This is a genomic window from Collinsella sp. AM12-1 (genome assembly GCF_003472325.1).
Lineage (GTDB): Bacteria > Actinomycetota > Coriobacteriia > Coriobacteriales > Coriobacteriaceae > Collinsella.
In genome coordinates, this window is sequence record NZ_QRLS01000001.1 from 66,388 (window position 1) to 88,924 (window position 22,537).

At 60.6% G+C, this 22,537-nt stretch carries 16 protein-coding genes; 5 read left to right on the forward strand and 11 right to left on the reverse strand.

Features of this window, described 5'->3' with window-relative positions; all coding sequences use genetic code 11:
• Entirely contained in the window at window positions 1-2,061 is a 2,061-nt protein-coding gene (gene kdpB, locus DW136_RS00255) for a potassium-transporting ATPase subunit KdpB (protein WP_117583370.1), read from the reverse strand.
• A 16-nt stretch (window positions 2,062-2,077) separates the two neighbouring features.
• Window positions 2,078-3,901: a potassium-transporting ATPase subunit KdpA gene (kdpA, locus tag DW136_RS00260; protein ID WP_117628962.1), complete on the reverse strand. Its 1,824-nt coding sequence runs from the start codon at window positions 3,899-3,901 to the stop codon at window positions 2,078-2,080.
• Between the two features lie 334 nt (window positions 3,902-4,235).
• Here kdpA and DW136_RS00265 point away from each other — a divergent pair, with 334 nt between their 5' ends.
• Entirely contained in the window at window positions 4,236-6,971 is a 2,736-nt protein-coding gene (locus tag DW136_RS00265) for a sensor histidine kinase KdpD (RefSeq protein ID WP_117583372.1), read from the forward strand.
• A complete protein-coding gene (locus tag DW136_RS00270) occupies window positions 6,964-7,668 on the forward strand; it encodes a response regulator (RefSeq protein ID WP_117583373.1) in 705 nt (234 codons plus the stop codon). Before DW136_RS00265 ends, DW136_RS00270 begins: the two co-directional genes overlap by 8 nt.
• A gap of 291 nt (window positions 7,669-7,959) precedes the next feature.
• Here DW136_RS00270 and DW136_RS00275 read toward each other — a convergent pair whose 3' ends face one another.
• The 8 genes from DW136_RS00275 to DW136_RS00310 all read right to left on the reverse strand — a co-directional run bounded on the left by DW136_RS00275 (window position 7,960) and on the right by DW136_RS00310 (window position 17,262).
• Window positions 7,960-8,160, reverse strand: a complete 201-nt coding sequence (locus DW136_RS00275) for a hypothetical protein (RefSeq protein ID WP_035136858.1) — start codon at window positions 8,158-8,160, stop codon at window positions 7,960-7,962.
• Window positions 8,161-8,364: 204 nt separating this feature from the next.
• Window positions 8,365-10,692 carry a ferrous iron transporter B gene (locus tag DW136_RS00280; protein WP_117628963.1) on the reverse strand — a complete coding sequence of 776 codons (2,328 nt, stop codon included), beginning with the start codon at window positions 10,690-10,692 and terminating at the stop codon, window positions 8,365-8,367.
• Between the two features lie 123 nt (window positions 10,693-10,815).
• Window positions 10,816-11,037: a FeoA family protein gene (locus tag DW136_RS00285; RefSeq protein WP_006234774.1), complete on the reverse strand. Its 222-nt coding sequence runs from the start codon at window positions 11,035-11,037 to the stop codon at window positions 10,816-10,818.
• A gap of 39 nt (window positions 11,038-11,076) precedes the next feature.
• Window positions 11,077-11,319: a FeoA family protein gene (locus DW136_RS00290; protein ID WP_022094360.1), complete on the reverse strand. Its 243-nt coding sequence runs from the start codon at window positions 11,317-11,319 to the stop codon at window positions 11,077-11,079.
• Between the two features lie 188 nt (window positions 11,320-11,507).
• Complete coding sequence (locus tag DW136_RS00295) at window positions 11,508-11,756, reverse strand: HPr family phosphocarrier protein (RefSeq protein WP_022094361.1); 249 nt, start codon at window positions 11,754-11,756, stop codon at window positions 11,508-11,510.
• Between the two features lie 421 nt (window positions 11,757-12,177).
• A complete protein-coding gene (locus DW136_RS00300) occupies window positions 12,178-13,641 on the reverse strand; it encodes an amino acid permease (protein ID WP_117583376.1) in 1,464 nt (487 codons plus the stop codon).
• A 153-nt stretch (window positions 13,642-13,794) separates the two neighbouring features.
• The gene (locus DW136_RS00305) at window positions 13,795-14,250 is read right to left on the reverse strand and encodes a hypothetical protein (protein ID WP_117563669.1); all 456 of its coding nucleotides are present in this window, start codon (window positions 14,248-14,250) and stop codon (window positions 13,795-13,797) included.
• 3 nt (window positions 14,251-14,253) lie between these two features.
• A complete protein-coding gene (locus DW136_RS00310; RefSeq protein WP_117583377.1) occupies window positions 14,254-17,262 on the reverse strand; it encodes a glycoside hydrolase family 2 TIM barrel-domain containing protein in 3,009 nt (1,002 codons plus the stop codon).
• A 376-nt stretch (window positions 17,263-17,638) separates the two neighbouring features.
• On the opposite strand from DW136_RS00310, the gene DW136_RS00315 reads away from it, so the two are divergent.
• The gene (locus DW136_RS00315; protein ID WP_117583378.1) at window positions 17,639-18,655 is read left to right on the forward strand and encodes a LacI family DNA-binding transcriptional regulator; all 1,017 of its coding nucleotides are present in this window, start codon (window positions 17,639-17,641) and stop codon (window positions 18,653-18,655) included.
• A gap of 305 nt (window positions 18,656-18,960) precedes the next feature.
• Here DW136_RS00315 and aspS read toward each other — a convergent pair whose 3' ends face one another.
• Complete coding sequence (gene aspS, locus DW136_RS00320; RefSeq protein WP_117583379.1) at window positions 18,961-20,748, reverse strand: aspartate--tRNA ligase; 1,788 nt, start codon at window positions 20,746-20,748, stop codon at window positions 18,961-18,963.
• Between the two features lie 256 nt (window positions 20,749-21,004).
• Here aspS and serB point away from each other — a divergent pair, with 256 nt between their 5' ends.
• Entirely contained in the window at window positions 21,005-21,640 is a 636-nt protein-coding gene (gene serB, locus DW136_RS00325) for a phosphoserine phosphatase SerB (protein WP_117583380.1), read from the forward strand.
• A 114-nt stretch (window positions 21,641-21,754) separates the two neighbouring features.
• Complete coding sequence (gene larB, locus DW136_RS00330) at window positions 21,755-22,537, forward strand: nickel pincer cofactor biosynthesis protein LarB (protein ID WP_117583381.1); 783 nt, start codon at window positions 21,755-21,757, stop codon at window positions 22,535-22,537.

The following is a 22,537-nucleotide window of genomic DNA, read 5'->3' on the forward strand; positions in this document are numbered from 1 at the left end:
CTACATCATGCCAATGCCGAACAAGGCCAGCAGCATGTCGATAATCTTGATGAATACGAACGGCGCCACGATGCCGCCCAGACCCCACACCAGCAGGTTATGGGTCAACAGCTGGCCGGATGGAACCTCGCGGTACTTGACGCCCTTGAGAGCCGCCGGAATTAGCGCGACGATGACCAGCGCGTTGTAGATGATGGCGGACAGCACGGCCGTCAACGGGTTGGTGAGGCTCAGGATGTTGAGGGCGCCCAGTCCCGAATAGATCGGCGAGAACAGGGCCGGGATGATAGCGAAGTACTTCGCCACGTCGTTGGCCACCGAGAAGGTCGTGAGCGAGCCGCGGGTCATGAGCAGCTGCTTGCCAATACGCACGACCTCGATGAGCTTGGTGGGGCTGGAGTCGAGGTCGACCATGTTGCCGGCCTCCTTGGCAGCCTGGGTGCCCGTGTTCATGGCCACGGCGACGTCGGCCTGGGCCAGAGCGGGCGCGTCGTTGGTGCCGTCGCCGGTCATGGCGACCAGGTGACCCTCACGCTGGAACTCGCGGATCTTCTCGAGTTTGCCTTCAGGGGTGGCCTCGGCCAGGAAGTCGTCAACGCCGGCCTCGGCGGCGATTGCCGCGGCGGTGAGCGGATTGTCGCCCGTCACCATGATGGTCTTGATGCCCATCTTGCGCAGGTCGGCGAACTTCTCCTTAACGCCGGACTTGATGATGTCCTTGAGGTACACAACGCCCAGCACGCGGCAGTTCTTGGTCACGACCAGCGGGGTGCCGCCGGCCTTGGCGATGCGTTCGACGGCCTCTTCGCACTCCTGGGAGAACACGCCGCCGGCTGCCTCCAGATAGGTGCGCACGGAATCGGCAGCGCCCTTGCGGATCTCATTGCCCTCGTAGTTCACGCCGGACATACGCGTTGCCGCGGTGAACGGGATGAACTCCATGCCCTTATCCTCGAGCGTGCGGCCGCGCAGACCGAACTGCTCCTTGGCGAGCACGACGATGGAACGGCCCTCGGGGGTCTCGTCGGCCAGCGAGGAAAGCTGGGCGGCATCGGCCAGCTCCGCGGGATCGACGCCGTCGACCGGGATGAACTCGGCGGCTTGGCGGTTACCCAGGGTGATGGTGCCGGTCTTGTCGAGCATGAGGATGTCGACGTCGCCGGCGGCCTCGATGGCGCGGCCGGACATGGCCAGCACGTTGGCCTCGTTCAGACGGCTCATGCCGGCGATGCCGATGGCGGACAGAAGGGCGCCGATGGTAGTGGGAGCCAGGCACACGAGCAGCGCCACGAGCGTGGTCACGGCCGTGGGGTTGACCATGTCGTTAAGACCGACCGAGAAGCAGGAGTAACAATACAGGGCCAGCGTGACCAGAATAAAGACGATGGAAAGGGCCACCAGGAAGATCTCCAGAGCGATCTCGTTAGGGGTCTTCTTGCGCGCGGCACCCTCGACCATCGCGATCATCTTGTCCAGGAAGCTCTGGCCGGGCTCACTGGAGATCTTGACGATGATCCAGTCGGACAGCACCGTGGTACCGCCGGTAACGGCAGAGCGGTCGCCGCCGGCCTCGCGGACCACGGGGGCGGACTCGCCGGTGATGGCGGACTCGTCAACGGAGGCAGCGCCCTCGATGACGTCGCCGTCGCCGGGAATCTGCTCGCCGGCGCGTACGATCACCAGGTCGCCGCGCGTGAGCTCGGTGCCGGGAACGACGGTGAAGTGCTCCTTGTCCTCAACGGACTCGATGCGATGGGCCTCGACATCCTTCTTGGCCGCACGCAGAGAATCAGCCTGAGCCTTACCGCGGCCCTCGGCAAGCGCCTCGGCGAAGTTCGAGAACAGGTCGGTGAGCCACAGGATGACCGCGATGGCGACCACATAGTAGGTGGGCACACCCGCGTCCCGCACACCGAAGATGGAAGCGACGACCAGGACGGAGGTCATGACGGCTGAAAGCCACACCAGGAACATGACCGGGTTTTGAATCTGGACGCGAGGGTCCAGCTTGGCAAACGAGTCGCGGACCGCGCGGCCCATCATGTCTTTTTGCATAGTCATAAATCTGCGCCCTCCTTTACGCAATCATCTGGAAGAACTCGGCAACGGGGCCAAGCGCCAGGGCCGGGAAGAAGCTCAGGGCACCGATCAGCAGAACGATGAACACGAGCAGGAATACGAACATGCCGTTGGTGGTAGACAGGGTACCGGCGCTCTCGGCGACCTTACCCTTCTTGGCCAGCGAGCCGGCGATAGCCAGCGTACCGATGATGGGCATGAAGCGGGCGAACAGCATCTCGAGGCCGAGCATGACGTTGATCCAGGGAATGTTGCAGTTCATACCTGCAAACGCCGAGCCGTTGTTGCCGCCGCATGAGGTGAAGGCATACAGCACCTCGGAGAAGCCGTGCGCGCCACCATTGTTGAGCTGGTCGGCAAGACCGGGCACCATGCAGGCGATGGCCGAGCACACCAGAATGGCAAACGGAGTTGCCAGGCACAGGACAACTGCCCAGCGCATCTCGCCCGGCTCGATCTTCTTGCCCAGGAACTCGGGCGTGCGGCCGACCATAAGGCCGGCGATGAACACTGTGAGGATGGCGAAGCCGATCATGCCGTACAGGCCGCAGCCCACGCCGCCGAAGACAACCTCGCCCAGAGCCATCTGGAGCATCTGGACAAAACCGCCCAGCGGGGTGTAGGAGTCGTGCATGGAGTTAACCGAGCCGTTGGAAGCGGCGGTGGTGTAAGCCGACCACGTGGAGGAGGTGACGATACCGAAGCGGCTCTCCTTGCCCTCCATGTTGCCGCCGGCTTGGCCGTCGGTCATCTCGATATTGACCGCTCCGCCATCGGCCAGCTGCGGGGTGCCCGCATGCTCGTTGACGGCGATGATGCCGGTGAAGATCACCAGCAGGATGAACATGGCGGCAAAGATGGCCTTGCCCTGCTTGGTGTTCTTGACGCCGATACCGAAGGTGAAGCAGCAGGCAGCCGGGATCAGCAGCAGGCTGGTCATCTCGATGATGTTGGTGAAGGCACTGGGGTTCTCATACGGATGGGCGGAGTTCACGCCGAAGAAGCCGCCGCCGTTGGTTCCGGACTGCTTGATGGCGACCTGAGGAGCCGCAGGACCCTGGGGCAGGAACTGCTCGGTGACCACGCGCGCGCCCTCGACAACCTTGCCGTCGACCTTGACCGTGTCGCCCTCGATCTGGGCGCCGTCGAGGACGCTCCAGCCGCCGTCTGCATTAGGCTGGACGGCGACGGGCTCTACGAGCTCAGCCTTCTGAGCCGGCTGGAAGTTGGAGATGACGCCACCGGCAGCCAGGCAGATGCCGAACACGAGGTTCAGCGGGATGAGCACATACAGGACGGTGCGGGTGAGGTCGACCCAGAAGGAACCCAAGCTCTGCTCCTTGACCTGACGGAAGCCACGAATCAGCGCGAACATGACCGCGATACCGGTGCCAGCGGAAACGAAGTTCTGCACGGTGAGACCCATGAACTGCACAAGGTAGGACAGGGTGGTCTCGCCGGAGTAGGACTGCCAGTTGGTGTTGGTTATGAAGGAAGCAGCCGTATTGAACGACAGGTCCCATGGCACACCCGGCAGGTGCTGGGGATTGCCTGGCAAGAAGGACTGAAGCGCTTGAAGTGCCACAAGGACCACGAGGCCGATCCCCGAAAAGACCAGCACGCTCGCCAGGTAGCGCCTACACCCCATCTGCTCTGCCGCGTCGATGCGAAGCAGACGATAGACGCCACGCTCCACAGGAGCAATCACAGGCGACAGGAACGTATGCTCACCATCCATGATATGGGCCATGAACCGACCGAGCGGAACGGCCAGGACGACGAGCACGGCAAAGTACAAGATGTACTGAATCGCAGCGTCCATAGTTTACGAATCACTCCTCATCAGAATGTAGATGTAATAGATAAGGAGTCCAATGCAGACGACTCCGATGATGGGAATGAGGATGTTCATTTACCGCCCCTTTCACGCGCGGTCCGATGTCTCGGACGCCTGCTCTCGCAAGCGCCTGGGGACAGTAAACGCTTCTAGAGATTAAAGAGGCGTGAGGGCCGGGGCTCACGACCTTAAGATGCCGTAAAGATGCAGGTAGAAAGCACTATTGCGGCTGCAGTGCGCCTATACTCGACCTCGCGAGCATACAGTGGCGTCCTCACCGCGTATGCACGCATGGGCAACGTTTCAGAAAGGCTACGCTATGCAGCGCGACGCATCGGACACTCGCGTCAATCCAGACCTCATCCTCAAGGCAATTGAGAAAGACGAGGCCGCCGATGACGCTCGAACCAGCCGGGGACACCTCAAGATTTTCTTTGGCTACGCTGCTGGTGCAGGCAAAACCTATGCGATGCTTCAAGCCGCCCACGCCGCCAAGCGGCGAGGTGTCGACGTCGTCGCGGGATACATCGAGCCGCACGAACGTCCGGCAACTGCCCATCTTGCACAAGGGCTTGAGAACGTGCCCTGTAAACTCGCTGAGCACAACGGCATTGCGCTCAGCGAGTTCGATCTAGATGCGGCTATCGAACGCGCCCCTCAGCTCATCCTTGTCGACGAGCTCGCCCATACGAATGCGCCGGGGTCTCGCCACGACAAACGTTATCAAGACGTCGAGGAACTTCTACATGCAGGCATCGACGTCTATACGACTGTGAACGTTCAGCATATCGAGAGCCTAAACGACATGGTTGCATCCATCACCGGCGTTGTCGTGAGCGAACGAATCCCCGACCGCATCTTCGATGATGCCGACCAGGTCGAGCTCGTTGACATAGAGCCCGAAGACCTACTTGAGCGCCTTCGCGCCGGCCTCGTCTACCGTCCCGCACAAGCCGAGCGAGCGCAACAGCATTTTTTTACCGTCGAGAACCTCACCGCACTCCGAGAAATCGCGCTGCGCCGCTGCGCCGATCGCACCGGCCACCTCACAGACGCCGCACGCGTGCTGGGAAACCGTGACTACTACACCAGGGAGCGTATCTTAGTCTGTGTCTCCCCGGCGCCGACCAATCCCCGCATCGTCCGTGCCGCCGCACGCATGGCGAAAGCGTTTCGCAGCGAGCTCGTCGCCCTGTTCGTAGAGAGCCCGCGCACGCAAGCCATGAGCGATGATGAGCGCGCCAAGCTTGCAGACAATATCGCCCTAGCCGAGCAGCTCGGAGCACATATGGAAACCGTCTATGGCGACGACGTCGCGTTTCAGATCTCCGAGTTCGCACGCCTGTCGGGTATTTCGAAGATCGTCATGGGGCGCACGGGCGAGCACAGCAGCGTCCGTCAGGCCCTCTTTGGCCGCAAATCTCTCGTAGAACAGCTCATAACATTCGCCCCGAACCTCGACATTTACATCATTCCAGACCAGTCGACTCCGCCCTCCCGACCCAAAGGACGCCGCCATGCGCTCGCCCTGCAGCCGCCCAGCAGCCGAAACGTGCTTCGCACGCTGGCCCTCTCTCTTGTCGCCACAGCGATCGGCACGGCTTTCCGCCATCTGGGATTTGCCGATTCCAGCATCATATCCCTCTATATCCTCACGGCCCTGCTGACCGCCGTCACCACGACGGGGCGTATCTGCACGATCGTATCGAGCGTGCTCTCTGTAGTGCTTTACAACTTCTGCTTCGTAACGCCTCTGTTTTCGCTCGCCAGCTACGACCGAAGCTATCTGGTCACGTTCGGCATCATGTTCGCTACCGCTATGGTCGCCGGCGAGTTAACTGCGCGCATCGCCGACAACGCCCGTACCTCCGCCGAGAACGCATTCAAAACGCGCGTACTCCTCGAAACGAACCAGCTCTTGCAGCAAGCCCATAGCGCGGAGGAGTGTGCCCGCGTCGCCATGAACCAACTCATCAAACTGCTAAAACTCGACGTGGTCTTCTACACCGCCGAACACGGCACGCTCGGCAAGACGCTCTATGAGTCCGCTGGCACCGAAAACCGATCCGCGTCGCTGCTCACCGACTACGAGCGCGCTGTTGCAACCTGGACCTACACCAACAACAAACGCGCGGGCGCAAGCACGCGGACCCTGCCCGAGGCGCGCTGCCTCTACCTCGCGGTTCGCACCGGCGACAAGGTATTCGGTGTCATCGGCATCGACCTGGAGGGGCGCGAGATCGAAGCCTTCGAGCATTCGATCGTCCTATCTATCGTAGGCGAATGCGCCTTGGCGCTCGAAAGCGACCGGGCGGCGCAAGAGCGCGAAGAGGCTGCGGTCTTGGCGAAAAACGAGCAGCTGCGCGCCAACCTTTTGCGCTCCATCGGCCACGATTTGAGGACACCACTCACGGCTATATCCGGATCTGCGGCAATCCTTCGGAAGAGCGACGAGAAGCTCAGCCTCGAACAACGCTGCGATCTTGCCGATGCCATCTACGACGACTCCCTCTGGCTTATCGATACCGTGGAGAACCTCCTCGCCATCACACGCGTCGAGGATGGCACCATTTGCCTCAACTTCACATCCGAGCTCATCGACGAGGTCATCGAGGCCGCCCTCAGCCATGTCGCCCAAGCATCGCATGGACGTACCGTCACCATCGAGCACACTGACGACATCCTGCTGGTACGCATCGACGTCCATCTCATCATGCAGGTGCTTACGAATCTCATCATGAACGCCTTCAAATACACGCCCGAGGACTCGACTGTCACCATCAGCGCACGTCGCGAGGGTGCGTTCGTCGTGGTGGACGTCGCAGACGATGGGCCGGGTGTGGCAGACTGCGACAAGCCTCATATCTTTGAGCGCTTCTTCACCTCACGCAATACGCGGCCCGTGGATTCGCGTCGAAGCATCGGCCTTGGGCTGTCGCTCTGCCGCTCCATCGTGGAGGCGCATGGCGGCGTCATCGAAGCTCGCGACAACCACCCCCATGGGGCCGTCTTCCGTTTTACCCTGCCCGCCGAGGAGATCGAGATTCATGAATAATGCCGCTAAGCCACGCATCCTCCTGGTCGAAGATGACCTGACCGTTCAAAACCTCGTTTCGACCGCGCTTGACCTCCACGGCTATGTCGTGAGCAAGGTTTGCAACGGCCAGGCCGCCATCATGGATGCGGTGTCGCACGGCCCCAGCCTCATCATGCTCGACCTCGGCCTTCCCGACATTGACGGTATCGAGGTCATCACGAAGATCCGAAGCTGGTCGGCAGTCCCCATTATCGTCATTTCGGCGCGCACCGAAGATTCCGACAAGATTGCAGCACTTGACGCAGGGGCAGACGACTACCTCACCAAGCCCTTTTCTGTGGATGAGTTGCTCGCGCGCGTCCGTGCGAATTTGAGGCGCTCCTCGATGGCGTCAAGCGAATCGACAGAAGCGAGCACGTTCGACAACGGTCCGCTGCATATCGACTACGCCGCGGGATACGCGACGAAAGACGGACGCGAGCTCTCGCTCACCCCAACCGAGTACAAATTGCTCGTCCTTCTGGCGAAAAACGTCGACAAGGTGCTCACCCACACCTTCATCACCCGCGAGATATGGGGCACGAGCTGGGACAGCGATCTGGCGAGCCTGCGCGTGTTCATGCGCACCCTGCGCAAGAAGATCGAGGCAGACCCCTCTCACCCCAAGATGATTCAGACGCACATGGGTGTCGGGTACCGCATGCAGCGTCTCTAGCCCACCCCACAAAAAAGTTGCGGTGGAATACGGAGTAGATAAGGCCTTTGACGGCCAAAACAGTCTGTATTTCACCGCAACTGATGGGCGGGATGGAGTTAGAGGCCCAGGTAGTTGGTCATGCCTTCGACGGCGAGATTGGCGCTCGCTACGGCATGGACCACGGTGAGCGGGCCGTTGACCACATAGTTAGCGATACCCAAAAATACTCTTCAACTCGCCACACTCTCCCCCAAATGTGCAAAGCGCCCCGCGAACGGATGCTCGCGAGGCGCTTGGGTGCCTGGACCTTTATTTGATACCGCGGCCCAAGTCTTCGGCGATTTTGTCTACGCCCTTAAGTGCGGCGCAGGTCTTTTTGTTGGAGCAATGCCCCGTACAAACGCCACCCTGGGCGCAGTCGGCGCAGGTGCCCTTTCGGTAGATACGCACGCACACGGCGACAAACGCAATGCCGATAACAGCCAACACAACAATATCGATAGGTGCCATAGTAAGCCTCCTCTAGTTAACCACCACTTACTTTACCCCATCTTCCACCTGCCAAAAAGGGACAGGTTTGTTTTGGTCGGTTTTATCTGCGGAAACGCCACATCTTACTTCTGGAGCAAAGCAATCTGTCCCCCATTGCACCAAAAAGCCCGAGTGTCGCTGGGACACCCGGGCTCATGGAAAGGGGCTAATCCTTATTCGGACTTAAGCGGAAACTGCGGCGGAAGCAGTGTTGGTCTCGTCCTCGTCGGTCCAAGCATGTTTAGGCATGGGACGGAAGATCTGGAAGAGCATCGCAACCAGCAGCACGATGGCCACAACCGTCCAGATACCAAACTGTCCAAGAACGAACAGGTTGTAGAACTGGTTGATGAACAGACCAATGACCCAAGCAAAGGCGCACTCGTAACCGATCGCGATGGCGGTCCACTTGCCGGAATCCATCTGGTTGCGGATAGTGCCCATGGCGGCAAAGCACGGAGCGCACAGCAGGTTGAACGCACCAAAGGCAACGCAAGCGCCCATAGTCGGGAACATGCCGGCGAACGCGGTCCACAGGCTCGGGTCGGTCTCGCCGGCGTCGGCGACGGACAGCAGCGAACCGGCGGTGGCGACGACGTTCTCCTTAGCGACAAGGCCCGAGACGGTCAGCGCAGTTGCCTGCCAGGTGCTAAAGCCGAGCGGGGCGAAGATCCAGGCGACCAGGTTGCCCAGCATGGCAAGCACGGAGTAGTCCATGAACTCCTCGGGGATGCCCTCCATAGCAGGCAGGAAGCCAAACGTGCCGTTGTAGCTACCAAAGTTGGACAGGAACCAAACAACGACGGTGGACGCGAAGATGACCGTGCCGGCCTTCTTGATAAAGGCCCAGCAGCGCTCCCACACGTGCAGCGCCCAAGAGCGGATCGCCGGGAAGTGGTAGGCGGGAAGCTCCATAACGAACGGCGTCGGGCGGCCGGCGAAGAGCTTGGTCTTCTTGAGCATGAGGCCCGAAGCGATGACGGCAAAGACGCCCAGGAAGTAGAAGAGCGGGCTGATCCACGCGGCGGTGGTGGAAGAATCGCCGATGATGGAACCCATGAGCAGGGCGATGATCGGCAGCTTAGCGCCACAGGGAATAAACGTGGTGGTCATGACCGTCATGCGGCGGTCCTTCTCGTTCTCGATGGTCTTGGTGGCCATGACGCCGGGGACGCCGCAGCCCGAGGATACGAGCATGGGGATGAACGACTTACCGGACAGGCCAAAGCGACGGAACACGCGGTCCATGATGAAGGCGACGCGGGCCATATAGCCGCAGTCCTCCAGGAAGGACAGCATGACGAACAGCAGGAACATCTGCGGGACAAAGCCGAAGATGGCGCCCAGGCCGCCGACGATGCCGTCGCAGACCAGCGAATCGACCAGGCCACCGTCCTCGGTGCCGCCCGCCACAAGGGCGTCGTGGACCATGGTGGTAATACCAGGAACATAGGGGCCGTACTGTGCCGGGTCGACCGAGTCGGCATTGTCGCCCGCAGCCTCGACGGCCGCGTCGTAGGCGTCGCGGCCCTGACCGAGCACGTACCAACCGTCGGTACCGAAGAGCTGGTCGTTGGTGAAGTCGGTCACCGTGCCGCCCAAGGTAGAAACGGCGATGTAGTACACGCAGAACATGATGACCACAAAGATCGGCAGGCCCAGGATACGGTTGGTAACCACGCGGTCGATCTTCTCGGAGGTGCTCATCTTTGCCGGAGCCTTGGTGAGGCACTCGTCAATGATGTGGGCAATCACGCCGTAACGCTCGCCGGTGATGATGGACTCGGCGTCATCGTCGCAGTCCTGCTCGCACTGAGCGACCAGACCTTCGACGCGAGCGGCCTTCTCCTTGGTGAGGTTGATGAGCTTGCAGGCGTCCGCATCGCGCTCGAACAGCTTGACAGCGTAGTAGCGGCGCTTGTTGGCGGGAACGCTCGCCGGCAGATTGTTCTCGATGTGGTCCAGAACGTCCTCGATGGAGGAATCGAACTTGTGCTCCGGCACCTGGCCCTTGGAAGCAGCGGACTTCTTGACCTGCTCGAACAGCTCCTTGATGCCCTTGTTCTTAAGGGCCGAGATCATCATGACCGGACAACCGAGCTTCTTGGAGAGCTTGTCCGTGTCGATCTTATCGCCGTTCTTCTCGACCAGGTCGGCCATGTTGAGGGCAACGACCACGGGCAGGCCGGTCTCGATAACCTGAAGCGCCAGGTACAGGTTACGCTCGAGGTTGGTGGCGTCGACCACCTGGACGACGACATCGGGCTCGCCGCTCATGAGGTAATCGCGCGAGCACTGCTCCTCAGGGCTGTAGGGGGAAAGCGAGTAGATGCCAGGGAGGTCCGTGATGGTAACGTTCTTGTCGCTTAGGAGCTTGGCCTCCTTTTTCTCAACCGTGACGCCGGGCCAGTTGCCAACGTAGCCGTTGGCGCCGGTGATCAGGTTGAAAAGCGTGGTCTTGCCGCAGTTGGGGTTACCCGCCAGCGCGACATGGATCTGAGAATCCGCCATTCAATCCTTCTTCCTTGTGTGCCTGCGCTGCTTTCTCCGCGCAGGCTGGATAATGTGCTTCAAAGATGCTGCATTAAGTTAGAAAAACCTAACTTTATCTGCAGATATATGCGCCGCGAGCCCTTACTGGACCTCGACGACGGCAGCCTCCTCCTTGCGGATGGAAAGCTCGTAGCCGCGCACGTTGATCTCGACCGGATCACCGAGCGGTGCAACCTTCACGACCTTGAACGAAGTGCCCTTGATGAGCCCCAGGTCCATAAGGTGACGGCGAAGCGCACCCTCACCGTGAAGCTTGACGATGGTAGAGCTCTCGCCCACCTTAACGTCACCCAACGTCTTCATCCTCTTGTCCCCCTTTCAGTTTTTATGAAATGCTGCGGACTAACCGACGGTCATGATGTGCATGGCAACCTTGGAATCGATGCCAAAGCGTGCGCCCAGCACCGTGACGATGATATTGGCGCCACTCGAGCTCACCACGTGGATTTCGTTGCCCTCGACAAAGCCGAGGTCCTTGAGGTGGTGCTTCATGTCCTCATTGCCCTTTACACGAGACACGCGCACGGTTTCGCCCGCTTTTACCATCGAAAGCGGCATGGCCGGCATCTGCGGTCCGCAAGACATGAGTGGCTCCTAACGTCAGTTCGTCCTCAACATCGACGCGATAAAAGTTAACCACGTCTATGTTCGCTTTAGTAAACTAGCACGTGGTTAACTTTTTGGAAAGGGTCCCTATTCAGATTTCGAAAAAGTTTCCTATATGAAACAAAAAGGCGCGGCAAAGAGCTGTCCTTTGCCGCGCCCTGTCATGCTTAGAGCGAGAGGTTTCTGATCGACGTAACGCAGGAAGCCTCGTCTACGCCCGAAACGCGAAAGATGATGTCCTCGCCGCACTCGCCGTAGAGAGCCATGAGGCCCATGACATCGCGACCGTCGGTATGGCGGTCGCCGATGCTGACCGACACGTCGCTACGGTGCTTGGCAATGATGTCATAGAGCAGCGCAACCGGGCGGGCGTGTAGTCCCAACGGATCTTTAATCGTCTTTGTAAACTCGACCATGTCCCCTCCCACGACATCACACATTCGGCCGGCAAACCCAGCCACGTGGTAGTTATTGTAGCGTTAGATGCTTATCGAGGGCCCCTCCGGATACCCCGTGGTCAAAAAGTGGCAAATATGAGTACTGTCACAAATTTAGTAGCAGCAAAATCGAGAGCAAATTGCCTAGCTTGAGCGATTCGAAGAGGTTGAAAGCCGTCAAACGCCCTTTAAAGGGAGTTAGATAAATCGATTTTGAGCCCATTTTCGCTCAGAGCAGGCCGAAAAATATGGCACTTCTTTTGCAACAGTACTCATATTTGGCATTTTTTGACCACGGGGGCCAAAACCATGCCCCAAAACACAAAAGGAGGGGCCTCGTAAGGCCCCTCCTTAGGAAAGGGAATCGATTTATTCCACAGCCGTAGATTAATCCTAGCCGCTACTCCATCATATCGAGGACGGAAGGGCGAAGCTCGTTCTCGGCGGCCTCGGGATCGGTCTCGCGCAGGCGGTTGATGTAGCGGTTGTACCACATCACGGCAAGGCCCAAGAAGACAACCACGCCGCCAACGTTGTAGACCAGCGTCAGCCACAGCGGCTGATCGAGCGGAATGGTGCCGCAGATAAGCACGAAGCAGAAGACCACAAGCAGGAATGCGGCAACGACCAGGCCAAAGCGGCGCGAACCCATGCGGAAGCCACGGGGAGCGGCGTCAAAGTTCTTGCGCAGCATAAAGTAGGCAAGCAAAATCAGCAGCGGTGGGAGCAGAGCGGTGGCAGCAGTCATGTTGGTAACGATCATGAGCAGGTCGTCGAGGTTACCGGAGCCCAGGGCCGGAATGATCAGGATGGGGACGACGATGGCGAACTGCAGCCAAGCAGCGCGGGCAGGAATGCCATGCTCGTTGAGCTCGACGATCTTGCTACCAAAGACGCCCTTGGGGATCTCGGTGAAGAAAACCTTGATGGGAGCAGAGGTCCACATCATGAGGGAGCCCAGCGTGGCGGCGAGAAGGATCAAGCCGATGGCGCGCGTAGACACTTCCATGGGAATGCCAAAGTGGGCAAAGACAGCGCCGAATACGTCGAAGATACCGGTGGAGATGGCAACGCCGCCCTCGGGGATGAACAGGTTAACCAGCAGCGAAGCGCCTGCATACAGAAGGCCGATGGTCAGGCCGGCGATAACGACGGTGCGCACGAAGGCCTTGACGCCACCCTTAAGGTCGTTAAGGAACACGCCGACAGACTCAGCGCCGCCAACGCCCTGGATGATCCAGGCAAGCGTACCGAAGAAGCCCCACGCAGTTGCGAAGTTGCTCATGTCGGGAGCCATGTTAGCGGGAGTAGGAGCCGTAGCGAACTCAACGCCGCCAAAGGCAGCAGCCAGGGACAGCAGGATGAACACGGCGGTCAGGCCGAGAGCCGCGGTCGAACCGAAGGAGGAAATGGAGCCGATCCACTTAGCGCCCTTGGTCGAAACCCACGTGGCGATAGCAAAGACGACGATCTCGATAATGGTGATCCACAGCTGCGAAAGCTCGGCGTTGGCACCAAAGAACACGTAGCTCGCGTAGATGATGACGTTGGGCAGGACGGACGCAAAGAAGAACAGGTTAACGAACCAGTAGCTAAATGCCGTCAGGAACGCCCAGCGACCACCCATCGAGGTCTTAACCCATGCGTACACGCCAGACTCGGAGTCCTTGTTGAGGCCGACGAACTCGGCGGTAACCAGGGTATAGGGGACAAAGTACAAAAGCGTGGCGAAGAAGAACGACGGCGCAGCTGCCAAGCCGATGGCCGCGTTGTTGTTGATGATGTTCTTGATACCGAACACGGCGGCGACCGTCATGCCCAGCAGAGCGAACGAACCAATCGTTCCTCGTTTTTCAGAGCTCATAAGCCCTCCCAATCATCTGTTAAATGTCATCTAAAACCGTCCGAGCTGCAAGTGCAAACACGGACGGCGCACCTGCTAAGGGGAATGGGGAAAAGGGAGTCAACAAAGCCATCCCCCTTAACGGCGCGAAGCAAACGTCCAGGCGGACGAATACTACTTGTTGGGGAAGGAATAACCTTCGACTGTCACGTGCAGCACCACGACGCGGGGATCCGCGGCATCGGCCACGACACGGTAGGCCTCGTCAATTTCGACGACGGCAACGCCGCCGGTGGGAATCGTCACGGTCTCCCCCGTACCCTCAAAGCGCTCGCGATCATCGATATCGCTGTAGGCGCGCGTACAGGTAAGATCGGCCTTGGAAGCCACCTCAACGGTCAGATTGCCGTCGAGCGGGGCGAGCACGGCATGGTAGCGACGGTGACCGACCAGATCGGCAGTAGCCGCCTCGTGGGCGTTCACCCACCAATACACCAGCGAGTCGCCGATAGAGTACGCCACATCGTGCTGCAGTTCAGAAACGCCGTCGAGTGCCTGACCGGTACGCATCCACTTCTTGACGGACTTCATCTGGGCGTCGAAATCGGCACGCGAGTTAAAGATATGCATGACTTATGCCTCCTTAATGGGTGCCAGCGCCTGAGCCAGATCGGCAGACGTCAGCGGTCGCAGGGACACCTCAAAGCTGAAGCTCTCAAAACGGGTGCGATAGGAATCGAGCACCTCGGAACCCCAAGAGTTCGAGCCAAGGCCGAGCAGCTGGTCGTTGATGTTGACCGTAACCGTGTCGCCCGGGACAAGATCGTAGACATGCTTGGCATTATCGATAGCCTCGCAGCTATAGGGCCATGCGGAGAACGAGAACGGATTGGAAGCGGCGTCGCTCGGACGCGTCACGACCAGACCGTCACCGTGGCTGGAGCGCAGGGCGACCCAGCGGGTACCCTCGCGGTTGGCGCAGTCCTGGGGCATAACGTAGGGCGTGAACATGTCGTCGACCGTAGTGCGGTAATGACCGACCGGGTTGGCGCGCAGCGAGTCCGGATAGTTCTCGCCCGGGCCGTGGCCATACCACTCGACGGCACGATCACAACCGGGGACCTCGAAGGAGATGCCGATGCGCGGGATAATGTCCGAATAGTCGCCGTAGGGCTCGCCGGAAACCTTGAGGTCGACGCGGCCACTCGGAAGCACGGTATAGACGAGCTCGACGCGCATGCCGAACGCGCGGACGGGAGGAGCGATACGCTGGCTCACGGTAACGACAACCGCATTGTCGTCCTGCTTCCAAGAAACATTGCGGGTAGACGTCTGCATCACATCGATGAAGTTATCCTTCCACAGGGAGTCGTACTCCTGGGCGTGGTTATCGACGAGCGGATGCCAAAAACCAACCTGGGGACCGGAGGTCATGACGTCGCGACCGGATGCCTTCCACTCGCTCACGGTACCGTTGACCTTGCTGAAGGTCAGCTCGCCGTTGAGGGAGCGAATACGAATCTCCTGCTCGGTCTCCTCGACCGTAAGCTCAGGACGAGTGGGGGCGGCAATTGCCGGCGCCGGATGGTTTGCGATGGCAAACTGGCTTGCACCCAGTTGGAACATCGGCTCGCACCAGGCGTGAGCCGCCATGGTGTAGGCGTGCACGGTCAGCAGGGTCTCGCCCACTGCGGCCTCGCGAATCACCAGCGGAAGCTGGACGGACTCGCCGGGGGCAACCGCACCGGGCATGAGCGTCTTGCGGCAGACCACGTCGCCGTCCACCAGGGTCTCCGCCGACAGGCAGACATCCTCGAGGGTGGTAAACCAACGCTTGTTGGTGACGGTCAGCTCGCCCGCCTCGGCATCGTAGGCCATGCGAACCGGGCAGATGACCTGGCCGTACTCGGTAAGGCCCGGGCTCGGCTGCTGCCAGGGGAACACCATGCCGTCGATGCAGAAGTTGCTGTTGTTGGGGTAATCGCCGTTGTCGCCGCCATACATGTCGTAGGCAACGCCGTCCTCGGTCACAGCAGCCAAACCGTGGTCGCACCATTCCCAAATAAACTGGCCTTGGATGCAATCCCAGCGATCGAAGACCTCCTGGTACTCGGACAGGCCTCCGGGACCATTACCCATGGAGTGGCCGTACTCGCAGTTGATGCGCGGCTTGGGGAACGGATGCTCGCCAAAGTCGTTCATCTGCGACACGCGGGAGTACATGGTGGAAATGACGTCGACGGTATCGGCGTTGCGATCCTCCTCGTAGTGGACCGGACGACCGTCGAGCTCGTGAGCTTTGGCGTACATCGCGCGGATGTTGCAGCCATAGCCGCTCTCGTTGCCCATCGACCACATGATGATGCACGCGTGGTTGCGTTCCTGCATCACCAGGCGCTCAACACGGTCAACGTAAGCCGGCTCCCAGGCAGGGTCGTCGGTGACCAGGGCGATATTGCCGATATTCTCGAAGCCGTGGCTCTCCATATCGGTCTCGGCGACCAGCATGATGCCGTACTCGTCGCACAGCTCGTAGAAGCGCGGATCGTTGGCGTAGTGGGACGTGCGCACCGCGTTGATGTTGTGCTGCTTCATGAGCTCCAGGTCGCGGCGCATGCGCTCGAGACCCACGGCGCGGCCCTTGTGATCGTCGTGGTCGTGGCGGTTGACGCCATGCATCTTAAAGTAGGTGCCGTTGAGGTAGATATGATTGCCCTCGACCGTCACCTCGGCAAGGCCTTGGCGATGCGGAACGTACTCGCTGACCTCGTCGCCGTCGTAGACCTCAAGCGTAAGGTCATAGAGGAAGGGGTCCTCGGGGTTCCAGAAGTGGGCATCGGCAACGCTGCACTCGGCATGGCCGTCGACGCACTCGCCCGTAGCGACCACATTCTGGCCATCGCTGAGCGTATACACGACGCGACTTGCGCCCTCGGCAACCGTATCGAGCGTGATCAGAGCGGCATCGCCCTCGCGGTGCGTGCGGAACCTAAAGTCGACCAGATGCGCGGCGGGACGCTGCATGAGGTACACATCGCGGAAGATGCCCGATGCCCACCACATGTCCTGGTCCTCGATGTAGCTACCATCGCTGTACTGCAGAACCTTGACCGCAAACAGGTTGTCGCCCTCGACGAGCGCGTCGGTCACGTCAAACTCGGCGGACAGGCGCGAACCCTTGGTCATGCCGATAAACTTGCCGTTGACATACAGCTCGCCGTAGCTCTCGATACCGTCGAAGCGAATAATCTCGCGAGCGCCGGCAGGCACGGCGGGAAGTTTGACGATGCGCTGGTAGACGCCCGTAGGGTCGTCGGAGGGAACGAACGGCTGATCCACCGGGAACGGAAAACCCTCGTCGGTGTAGGCAAGGTTGCCATAGCCGTCTACCTGCCACAGGTGCGGAACCTCCACGTGATCCCACTCGGGCTTGTACGTGCAAAGTGCTTCGTTGGAGACGGCCGCGGGGCCCTCAAAAAGGCGGAACTGCCACGAGCCGGACAGCTGGACAAATCCGCGCGACAGCTCGCGGCTGTACGTAGCGGCGAGATCGGCGGCCTCATAACCCATAAAGTACGCATGGGGTGCCAGGCGGTTCCTGTGGGTGAGCGCTTGGTTTTCCCAATCGTTAATGGCGTCCATGGTGATGCTCCTTCGTCATCGTAGTGCTTCTTTGTGCAACCGGTTGTCCTTATCTTACGGGCGGTACAAAAATCTGTGCAACCGGTTGTCCGCCGAACGGTCGATTTTGTCGGATTAACGGTGCAACCGGTTGTACAACCACGACACTTATGTCACCCTGAGTATCGAAACTCAGCGCAAAACAGCATTCCCAGGCGGCTGACAACGGCCGCGCCCATCTATGCCCCACCCGTGCAAGCCATGTTCAACAGCAGCTTGAACGTGAAATGCCACCAGTGGCCGGATATCATGAACGCTGTTCAGGCGCACTATAGTAAGCTGTATCCGCACCAGCCCGTATCAATGACAACATCGACCGCATTTTCCAGGAGACGCCATGACCCAACCAGTTCGCACCGCACCTACGCTTGCCGAGGTTGCCGCAGCTGCCGGCGTGTCGCGCTCCACGGCATCGCGCGCCCTCAACGATTCGCCCCGCATTAGCGAGGAAACCAAAAAGCGCGTCCGCGCAGCGGCCAAGGAAGTCAATTTTGTCCCCAACGCTCGTGGCCGAGCGCTCGCTGTCGGACGCACGGAAATCATCGCCGTGCTCGTGACCGAGCCCCTGAGTGAACTCTTCAGCGACCCCACCTATAGCGAGTTTTTGAGCGGCATTACCGAAGAACTGTCGGAGTCATCCTATCTGCCCGTTATCTTGCAGGCGTCTTCTACGCATGAGCGCAACCGCGCACGCGAGCACTTTGAGCGCCGCTCGTTCGACGCCGTAATCAACGTCTCCCCCTACAAGGGCAGCGAACTGCTCGAGGTACTGCGCGAGCTGGGCGTGCCCACCGTGTTGTGCGGCCAGCTCGAGGGTCACCCCTATCGCGATGTGTTCTCGACGGTCTACTCTGACGACGAAGAGGGCGGACGCTTTGCGGCACTCGCCATGAAGGAGCGCGGGCGCAAAGATATCGTCGCCGTGTTGGGACCGCAAGACAACCCCGCTGTTGTCGACCGCCTGCGCGGCTACCGCGCCGTCTTGGGCGAAGACCTCCCAGACGCAAACGTTATCTATACCGGCTGGAACAGCGGAGACGGCTATCAGGCCATGCACCAGATCCTCGCGCGCGAGATTGCTTTCGATGGCGTGCTCTGCGGATCGGACCGTATCGCGGCTGGCGTCATCACCGCACTCAACGAGGCAGGCCTATCCGTTCCGGCGGACGTTTCTGTCGTCGGCTTCGACGATCACGAGATTGCGGCGCGCTGCGTCCCCGCACTCACGACCGTCCGCCAGCCCCTGCGCGAAGAAGGCCACATGGCCGCCAACATTGCGCTCGACATGATCAAGGGCGCCGAGCCCACCACCTCCGTGATGCACATGCAGCTCGTTCAGAGAGACTCGCTGTAGGAAACTGGGCCGGGCTTTTCGCCAGACAGTTGTTGCGGAAAGCCTGCCCCGTTTTGAGCGCTCATTCTGGGGCACAGTTTCCGTTAGACCGCTCAAGCGGAAACTGTGCCCCATTATTTTGCCGAATTCTGGGTCGCGCTTTCCCAGAGGACCCCCTTTGGGAAAGCGCGACCCGTTCTGGACGCAGATTCCGGGACGCACTTTCCGCAACGCCCGGTCATCCCATGCCCTCACAATCTCGACGTATAAAAAACGAGGGAAGGCACGTGTCCTTCCCTCGTTACGGGCAATATGTAGCCGCTTGCCTACATCAGGCGCAGGCTGACGTCCTTGAGCTGGGCGCCGGAAACGGCACTCGGGGCGCCCGACATGAGGTCGGAGCCGCTGGCCGTCTTGGGGAACGCCATGACGTCGCGGATGGAGTCGGAGCCGGTGAGCAGCATGCACACGCGGTCCAGGCCCAGGGCGAAGCCGCCCATCGGGGGCGCACCAAACTTGAGAGCCTCCATGAGGAAGCCGAACTGCGACTCGGCGCGCTCCTCGGTAAAGCCCAGGAGCTTGAGCATGGACATCTGCATTTCGGCGTTGTGGATACGCATACCGCCGCCGCCGGCCTCAAAGCCGTCCATGACAAAGTCGTAGGTGCAGGAACCGGCTGCCAGCGGGTCGGCCTCGATCTTGGCGATGTCGGTCTCGGTCGGCAGGGTGAAGGGCTGGTGCTCGGCAGCGTAAGCCTTGCGGTCCTCGTCCCAGTGGAACAGCGGGAAGTTGACGACCCACAAGAAGTCGTGGCCCTCGCGCTTGATCTCGAGCGCGTTAGCCATGTGGGAACGCATGCCGCCCAGGATCTCGTCGGAGAGCAGGCGCGGGCCGGCGGCGAACATCACAAGGTCGCCGGGCTCGACGTCCATGCGCTCGCGCAGGGCAGCCATCTCCTCGTCCGAGAAGAACTTGACGATGGGGCTGTTGATGGAGCCGTCCTCGCGGAAGGCGATCCAGGCAAGGCCCTTGGCGCCAAACGTGGAAGCCACGCCGGCAAGCTTATCGATCTTGGCGCGAGCCCAGGCACCGGCGCCCTTGGCGTTGATGGCCTTGACGACAGAGCCCTCCTCGTTCGCGGCAGTCGCAAAGACCTTGAACTTGGAGTTGGCGAAGATGTCGGTCAGGTCGACCAAGTGCATGCCATAGCGGGTATCGGGCTTGTCGGAGCCATAGGTGTCCATGGCCTCCCAGTAGTTCATGCGACGCAGCGGCGTGGGCATCTCGACACCCATGCGGCCGAAGGCATCGGCAAGAACCTCTTCGAGCGCGCTCATAACGTCGTTCTGGTCCACGAAGGACATCTCGATATCGACCTGGGTGAACTCGGGCTGACGGTCGGCACGCAAGTCCTCGTCGCGGAAGCACTTGGCAACCTGATAGTAGCGCTCGACGCCACCGACCATAAGCAGCTGCTTCAGGAGCTGCGGGGACTGCGGCAGGGCGTAGAAGTTGCCCGGCTGGATGCGGCTGGGGACGATGAAGTCGCGGGCGCCCTCGGGCGTGGACTTGAACAGGGAGGGCGTCTCGACCTCCATGAACTCACGGTTGTGCAGCGCCTCGCGAATGGCAAAGGTAAAGTCGGAGCGCAGCTTGAGGTTGGCCATCATCTCGGGACGACGAAGGTCCAGATAGCGATAGCGCAGGCGGGTGTCCTCGCTGGTCTCGATGCCGTCCTCGATCTGGAACGGCGGGGTGACGGACGTGTTGAGCACCTCGGCGTGGTCGGTCAGGACCTCGATCTCGCCAGTCGCGAGCTTGGTGTTGGTGGTCTCCTCGCCACGGGCGCGCACGACGCCGTGAATCTTGATGGGCCACTCGGGACGCATGGTCTCGGCGATCTTAAAGGCGTCGCCGTCGGAGTGCTCGGGGTCGAAGGTGAGCTGCGTGATGCCCTCACGGTCGCGAAGGTCGCAGAAGATAAGGCCGCCGTGGTCGCGGCGACGGCTCACCCAACCGGTGAGGGTGACCTCTTCGCCCACGTTCTCGAAGCGAAGCTCGCCGCAGGTACGGGTGTGCATGGAATGCTCATCGATGGGACGGGTCTGGCTCATACCAGTGATCCTCCTTTATGGATCTGTGCCGCCCCGTGTCGTTCCGGGCGGCGTCGTACAGATTTGCCCAGCCTGCGTAAACCGCGCAGCCAGACATGGCGTTCTATCTTATCGCACTCGCGTCGATGTGCCGCGAAAAAGTGGCTCCTGCCCAAAGACTTGACGGAGACGAAACAATTGACGCGCCGTGACACCCGCCCGCGCTCGTCACGTGCGACAATGTGCCCCAATACAACTGCACTTGGAAAGGCCCGCCATGACTGCACGCCTCATCGTTATGGATATCGACTCCACGCTCATCAACCAGGAGGTCATCGACCTGTTGGGCGAGGAAGCCGGCGTGGGCAAGCAAGTGGCGCAGATCACCGAGCGCGCCATGCGCGGCGAGCTTGACTTTAAGCAAGCGCTCGAGGAGCGCGTGGGGCTGCTTGCCGGCTTGGACGAGAGCGTGTTCGAGCGCACCTTTGAGCGCGTGACGTTTACCCCCGGCGCGCTGGAGCTTGTGCGCTCGGCGCACAGCAAGGGCTGGAAGGTCGGCGTCGTAAGTGGCGGCTTCCACGAGGTTGCCGACAAGATCGTGGCCGCCGCGGGAATCGACTTTTGCCTGGCCAACCGTCTGGAGGTCGTAGGCGGCAAGCTCACCGGTAAGTTGGCTGCCGACATTGTGACCAAGGAGTCCAAGCTCATCCAGCTGCTGGACTGGGCAGTTGAGTGCGGCGTCGACATGGCCCACACCGTCGCGATCGGCGACGGTGCCAACGACATCCCCATGATTCAGGCCGCGGGCACGGGCATCGCGTTTTGTGCCAAGCCCAAGACGCGCGAGGCCGCCCCGTTTGCCATCGACGAGCGCAATCTGATGCTCGCCATGGACATCATCCTGCGTGACTAGTCGATCCGTCTAACAATTGAATCAGTCTGTCCTATAGTTTCCGAACAATTTTGTCTTAATGTTCGGAAACATACCCTTTGAGTGCTAGACTTTGCGCCGTCGAAGGGAACATATATGGATAAGCGAGATCTTGAGCAGTTACTGAGCGATGTTGCCGGCGGGGCAGTCACCCCGGCCGTCGCCCTCACGCGCATCCAGACGGCTCCGACCGCCGATTTGGGCTTTGCGCAGCTCGATCTTTCGCGCGGGGTGCGCCAGGGAGCCGGCGAGGTTGTCTACGGTGCCGGTAAAACCGCCGATCAGATTGCCGCCATTATCAAAGCGCTGCGCGATGCCGGCCAGGAGCGCATCCTGGTCACGCGCCTGGACGCCAAAAAGGCCGCCCGCACCTCGGAGCTTCTCGGCAACGGCATCGACCTGGGATATGTCCCGGACGCGCAGCTCGCCCTCGTGGGCGGCAAGCCCTCCCCTACCGGCAACGGACGCATCGTTGTCGCCTGCGCCGGCACGAGCGACCTGCCCGTCGCCGAGGAAGCCGCGTTGACGGCCGAGTTCTATGGCAACGAAGTCGATCGCCTTTACGACGTGGGCGTCGCCGGGCTGCACCGCCTGCTTGCGCATGCCGAGGAACTTGCCCAGGCGCAGGTGGTCATCGCCATCGCCGGCATGGAAGGCGCCCTGGCGAGCGTCATCGGCGGCCTGGTGAGTTGCCCGGTCATCGCCGTTCCCACCAGCGTGGGCTACGGCGCGAACTTTGGTGGCGTGGCCGCGCTGCTCGCCATGCTCAACTCCTGCGCCAGCGGCGTCTCGGTCGTCAATATCGACAACGGCTTTGGTGCCGCCTACCAGGCAAGTCTTATCAATCATCTGAGCGCCGGCACGCCCTGCGCCCGCTAA

Bases quoted from the DNA above. Each gene is read 5' to 3' on its own strand.
- DW136_RS00305 (WP_117563669.1), bottom strand. From the start codon at position 14,250: ATGCATATCTTTAACTCGCGTGCCGATTTCGACGCCCAGATGAAGTCC.
- serB (WP_117583380.1), top strand. From the start codon at position 21,005: ATGACTGCACGCCTCATCGTTATGGATATCGACTCCACGCTCATCAAC.
- DW136_RS00270 (WP_117583373.1), top strand. From the start codon at position 6,964: ATGAATAATGCCGCTAAGCCACGCATCCTCCTGGTCGAAGATGACCTG.
- DW136_RS00295 (WP_022094361.1), bottom strand. From the start codon at position 11,756: ATGGTCGAGTTTACAAAGACGATTAAAGATCCGTTGGGACTACACGCC.
- kdpA (WP_117628962.1), bottom strand. From the start codon at position 3,901: ATGGACGCTGCGATTCAGTACATCTTGTACTTTGCCGTGCTCGTCGTC.
- DW136_RS00265 (WP_117583372.1), top strand. From the start codon at position 4,236: ATGCAGCGCGACGCATCGGACACTCGCGTCAATCCAGACCTCATCCTC.
- DW136_RS00300 (WP_117583376.1), bottom strand. From the start codon at position 13,641: ATGAGCTCTGAAAAACGAGGAACGATTGGTTCGTTCGCTCTGCTGGGC.
- kdpB (WP_117583370.1), bottom strand. From the start codon at position 2,061: ATGACTATGCAAAAAGACATGATGGGCCGCGCGGTCCGCGACTCGTTT.
- aspS (WP_117583379.1), bottom strand. From the start codon at position 20,748: ATGAGCCAGACCCGTCCCATCGATGAGCATTCCATGCACACCCGTACC.
- DW136_RS00310 (WP_117583377.1), bottom strand. From the start codon at position 17,262: ATGGACGCCATTAACGATTGGGAAAACCAAGCGCTCACCCACAGGAAC.
- DW136_RS00275 (WP_035136858.1), bottom strand. From the start codon at position 8,160: ATGGCACCTATCGATATTGTTGTGTTGGCTGTTATCGGCATTGCGTTT.
- DW136_RS00315 (WP_117583378.1), top strand. From the start codon at position 17,639: ATGACCCAACCAGTTCGCACCGCACCTACGCTTGCCGAGGTTGCCGCA.
- DW136_RS00285 (WP_006234774.1), bottom strand. From the start codon at position 11,037: ATGAAGACGTTGGGTGACGTTAAGGTGGGCGAGAGCTCTACCATCGTC.
- DW136_RS00280 (WP_117628963.1), bottom strand. From the start codon at position 10,692: ATGGCGGATTCTCAGATCCATGTCGCGCTGGCGGGTAACCCCAACTGC.
- DW136_RS00290 (WP_022094360.1), bottom strand. From the start codon at position 11,319: ATGTCTTGCGGACCGCAGATGCCGGCCATGCCGCTTTCGATGGTAAAA.
- larB (WP_117583381.1), top strand. From the start codon at position 21,755: ATGGATAAGCGAGATCTTGAGCAGTTACTGAGCGATGTTGCCGGCGGG.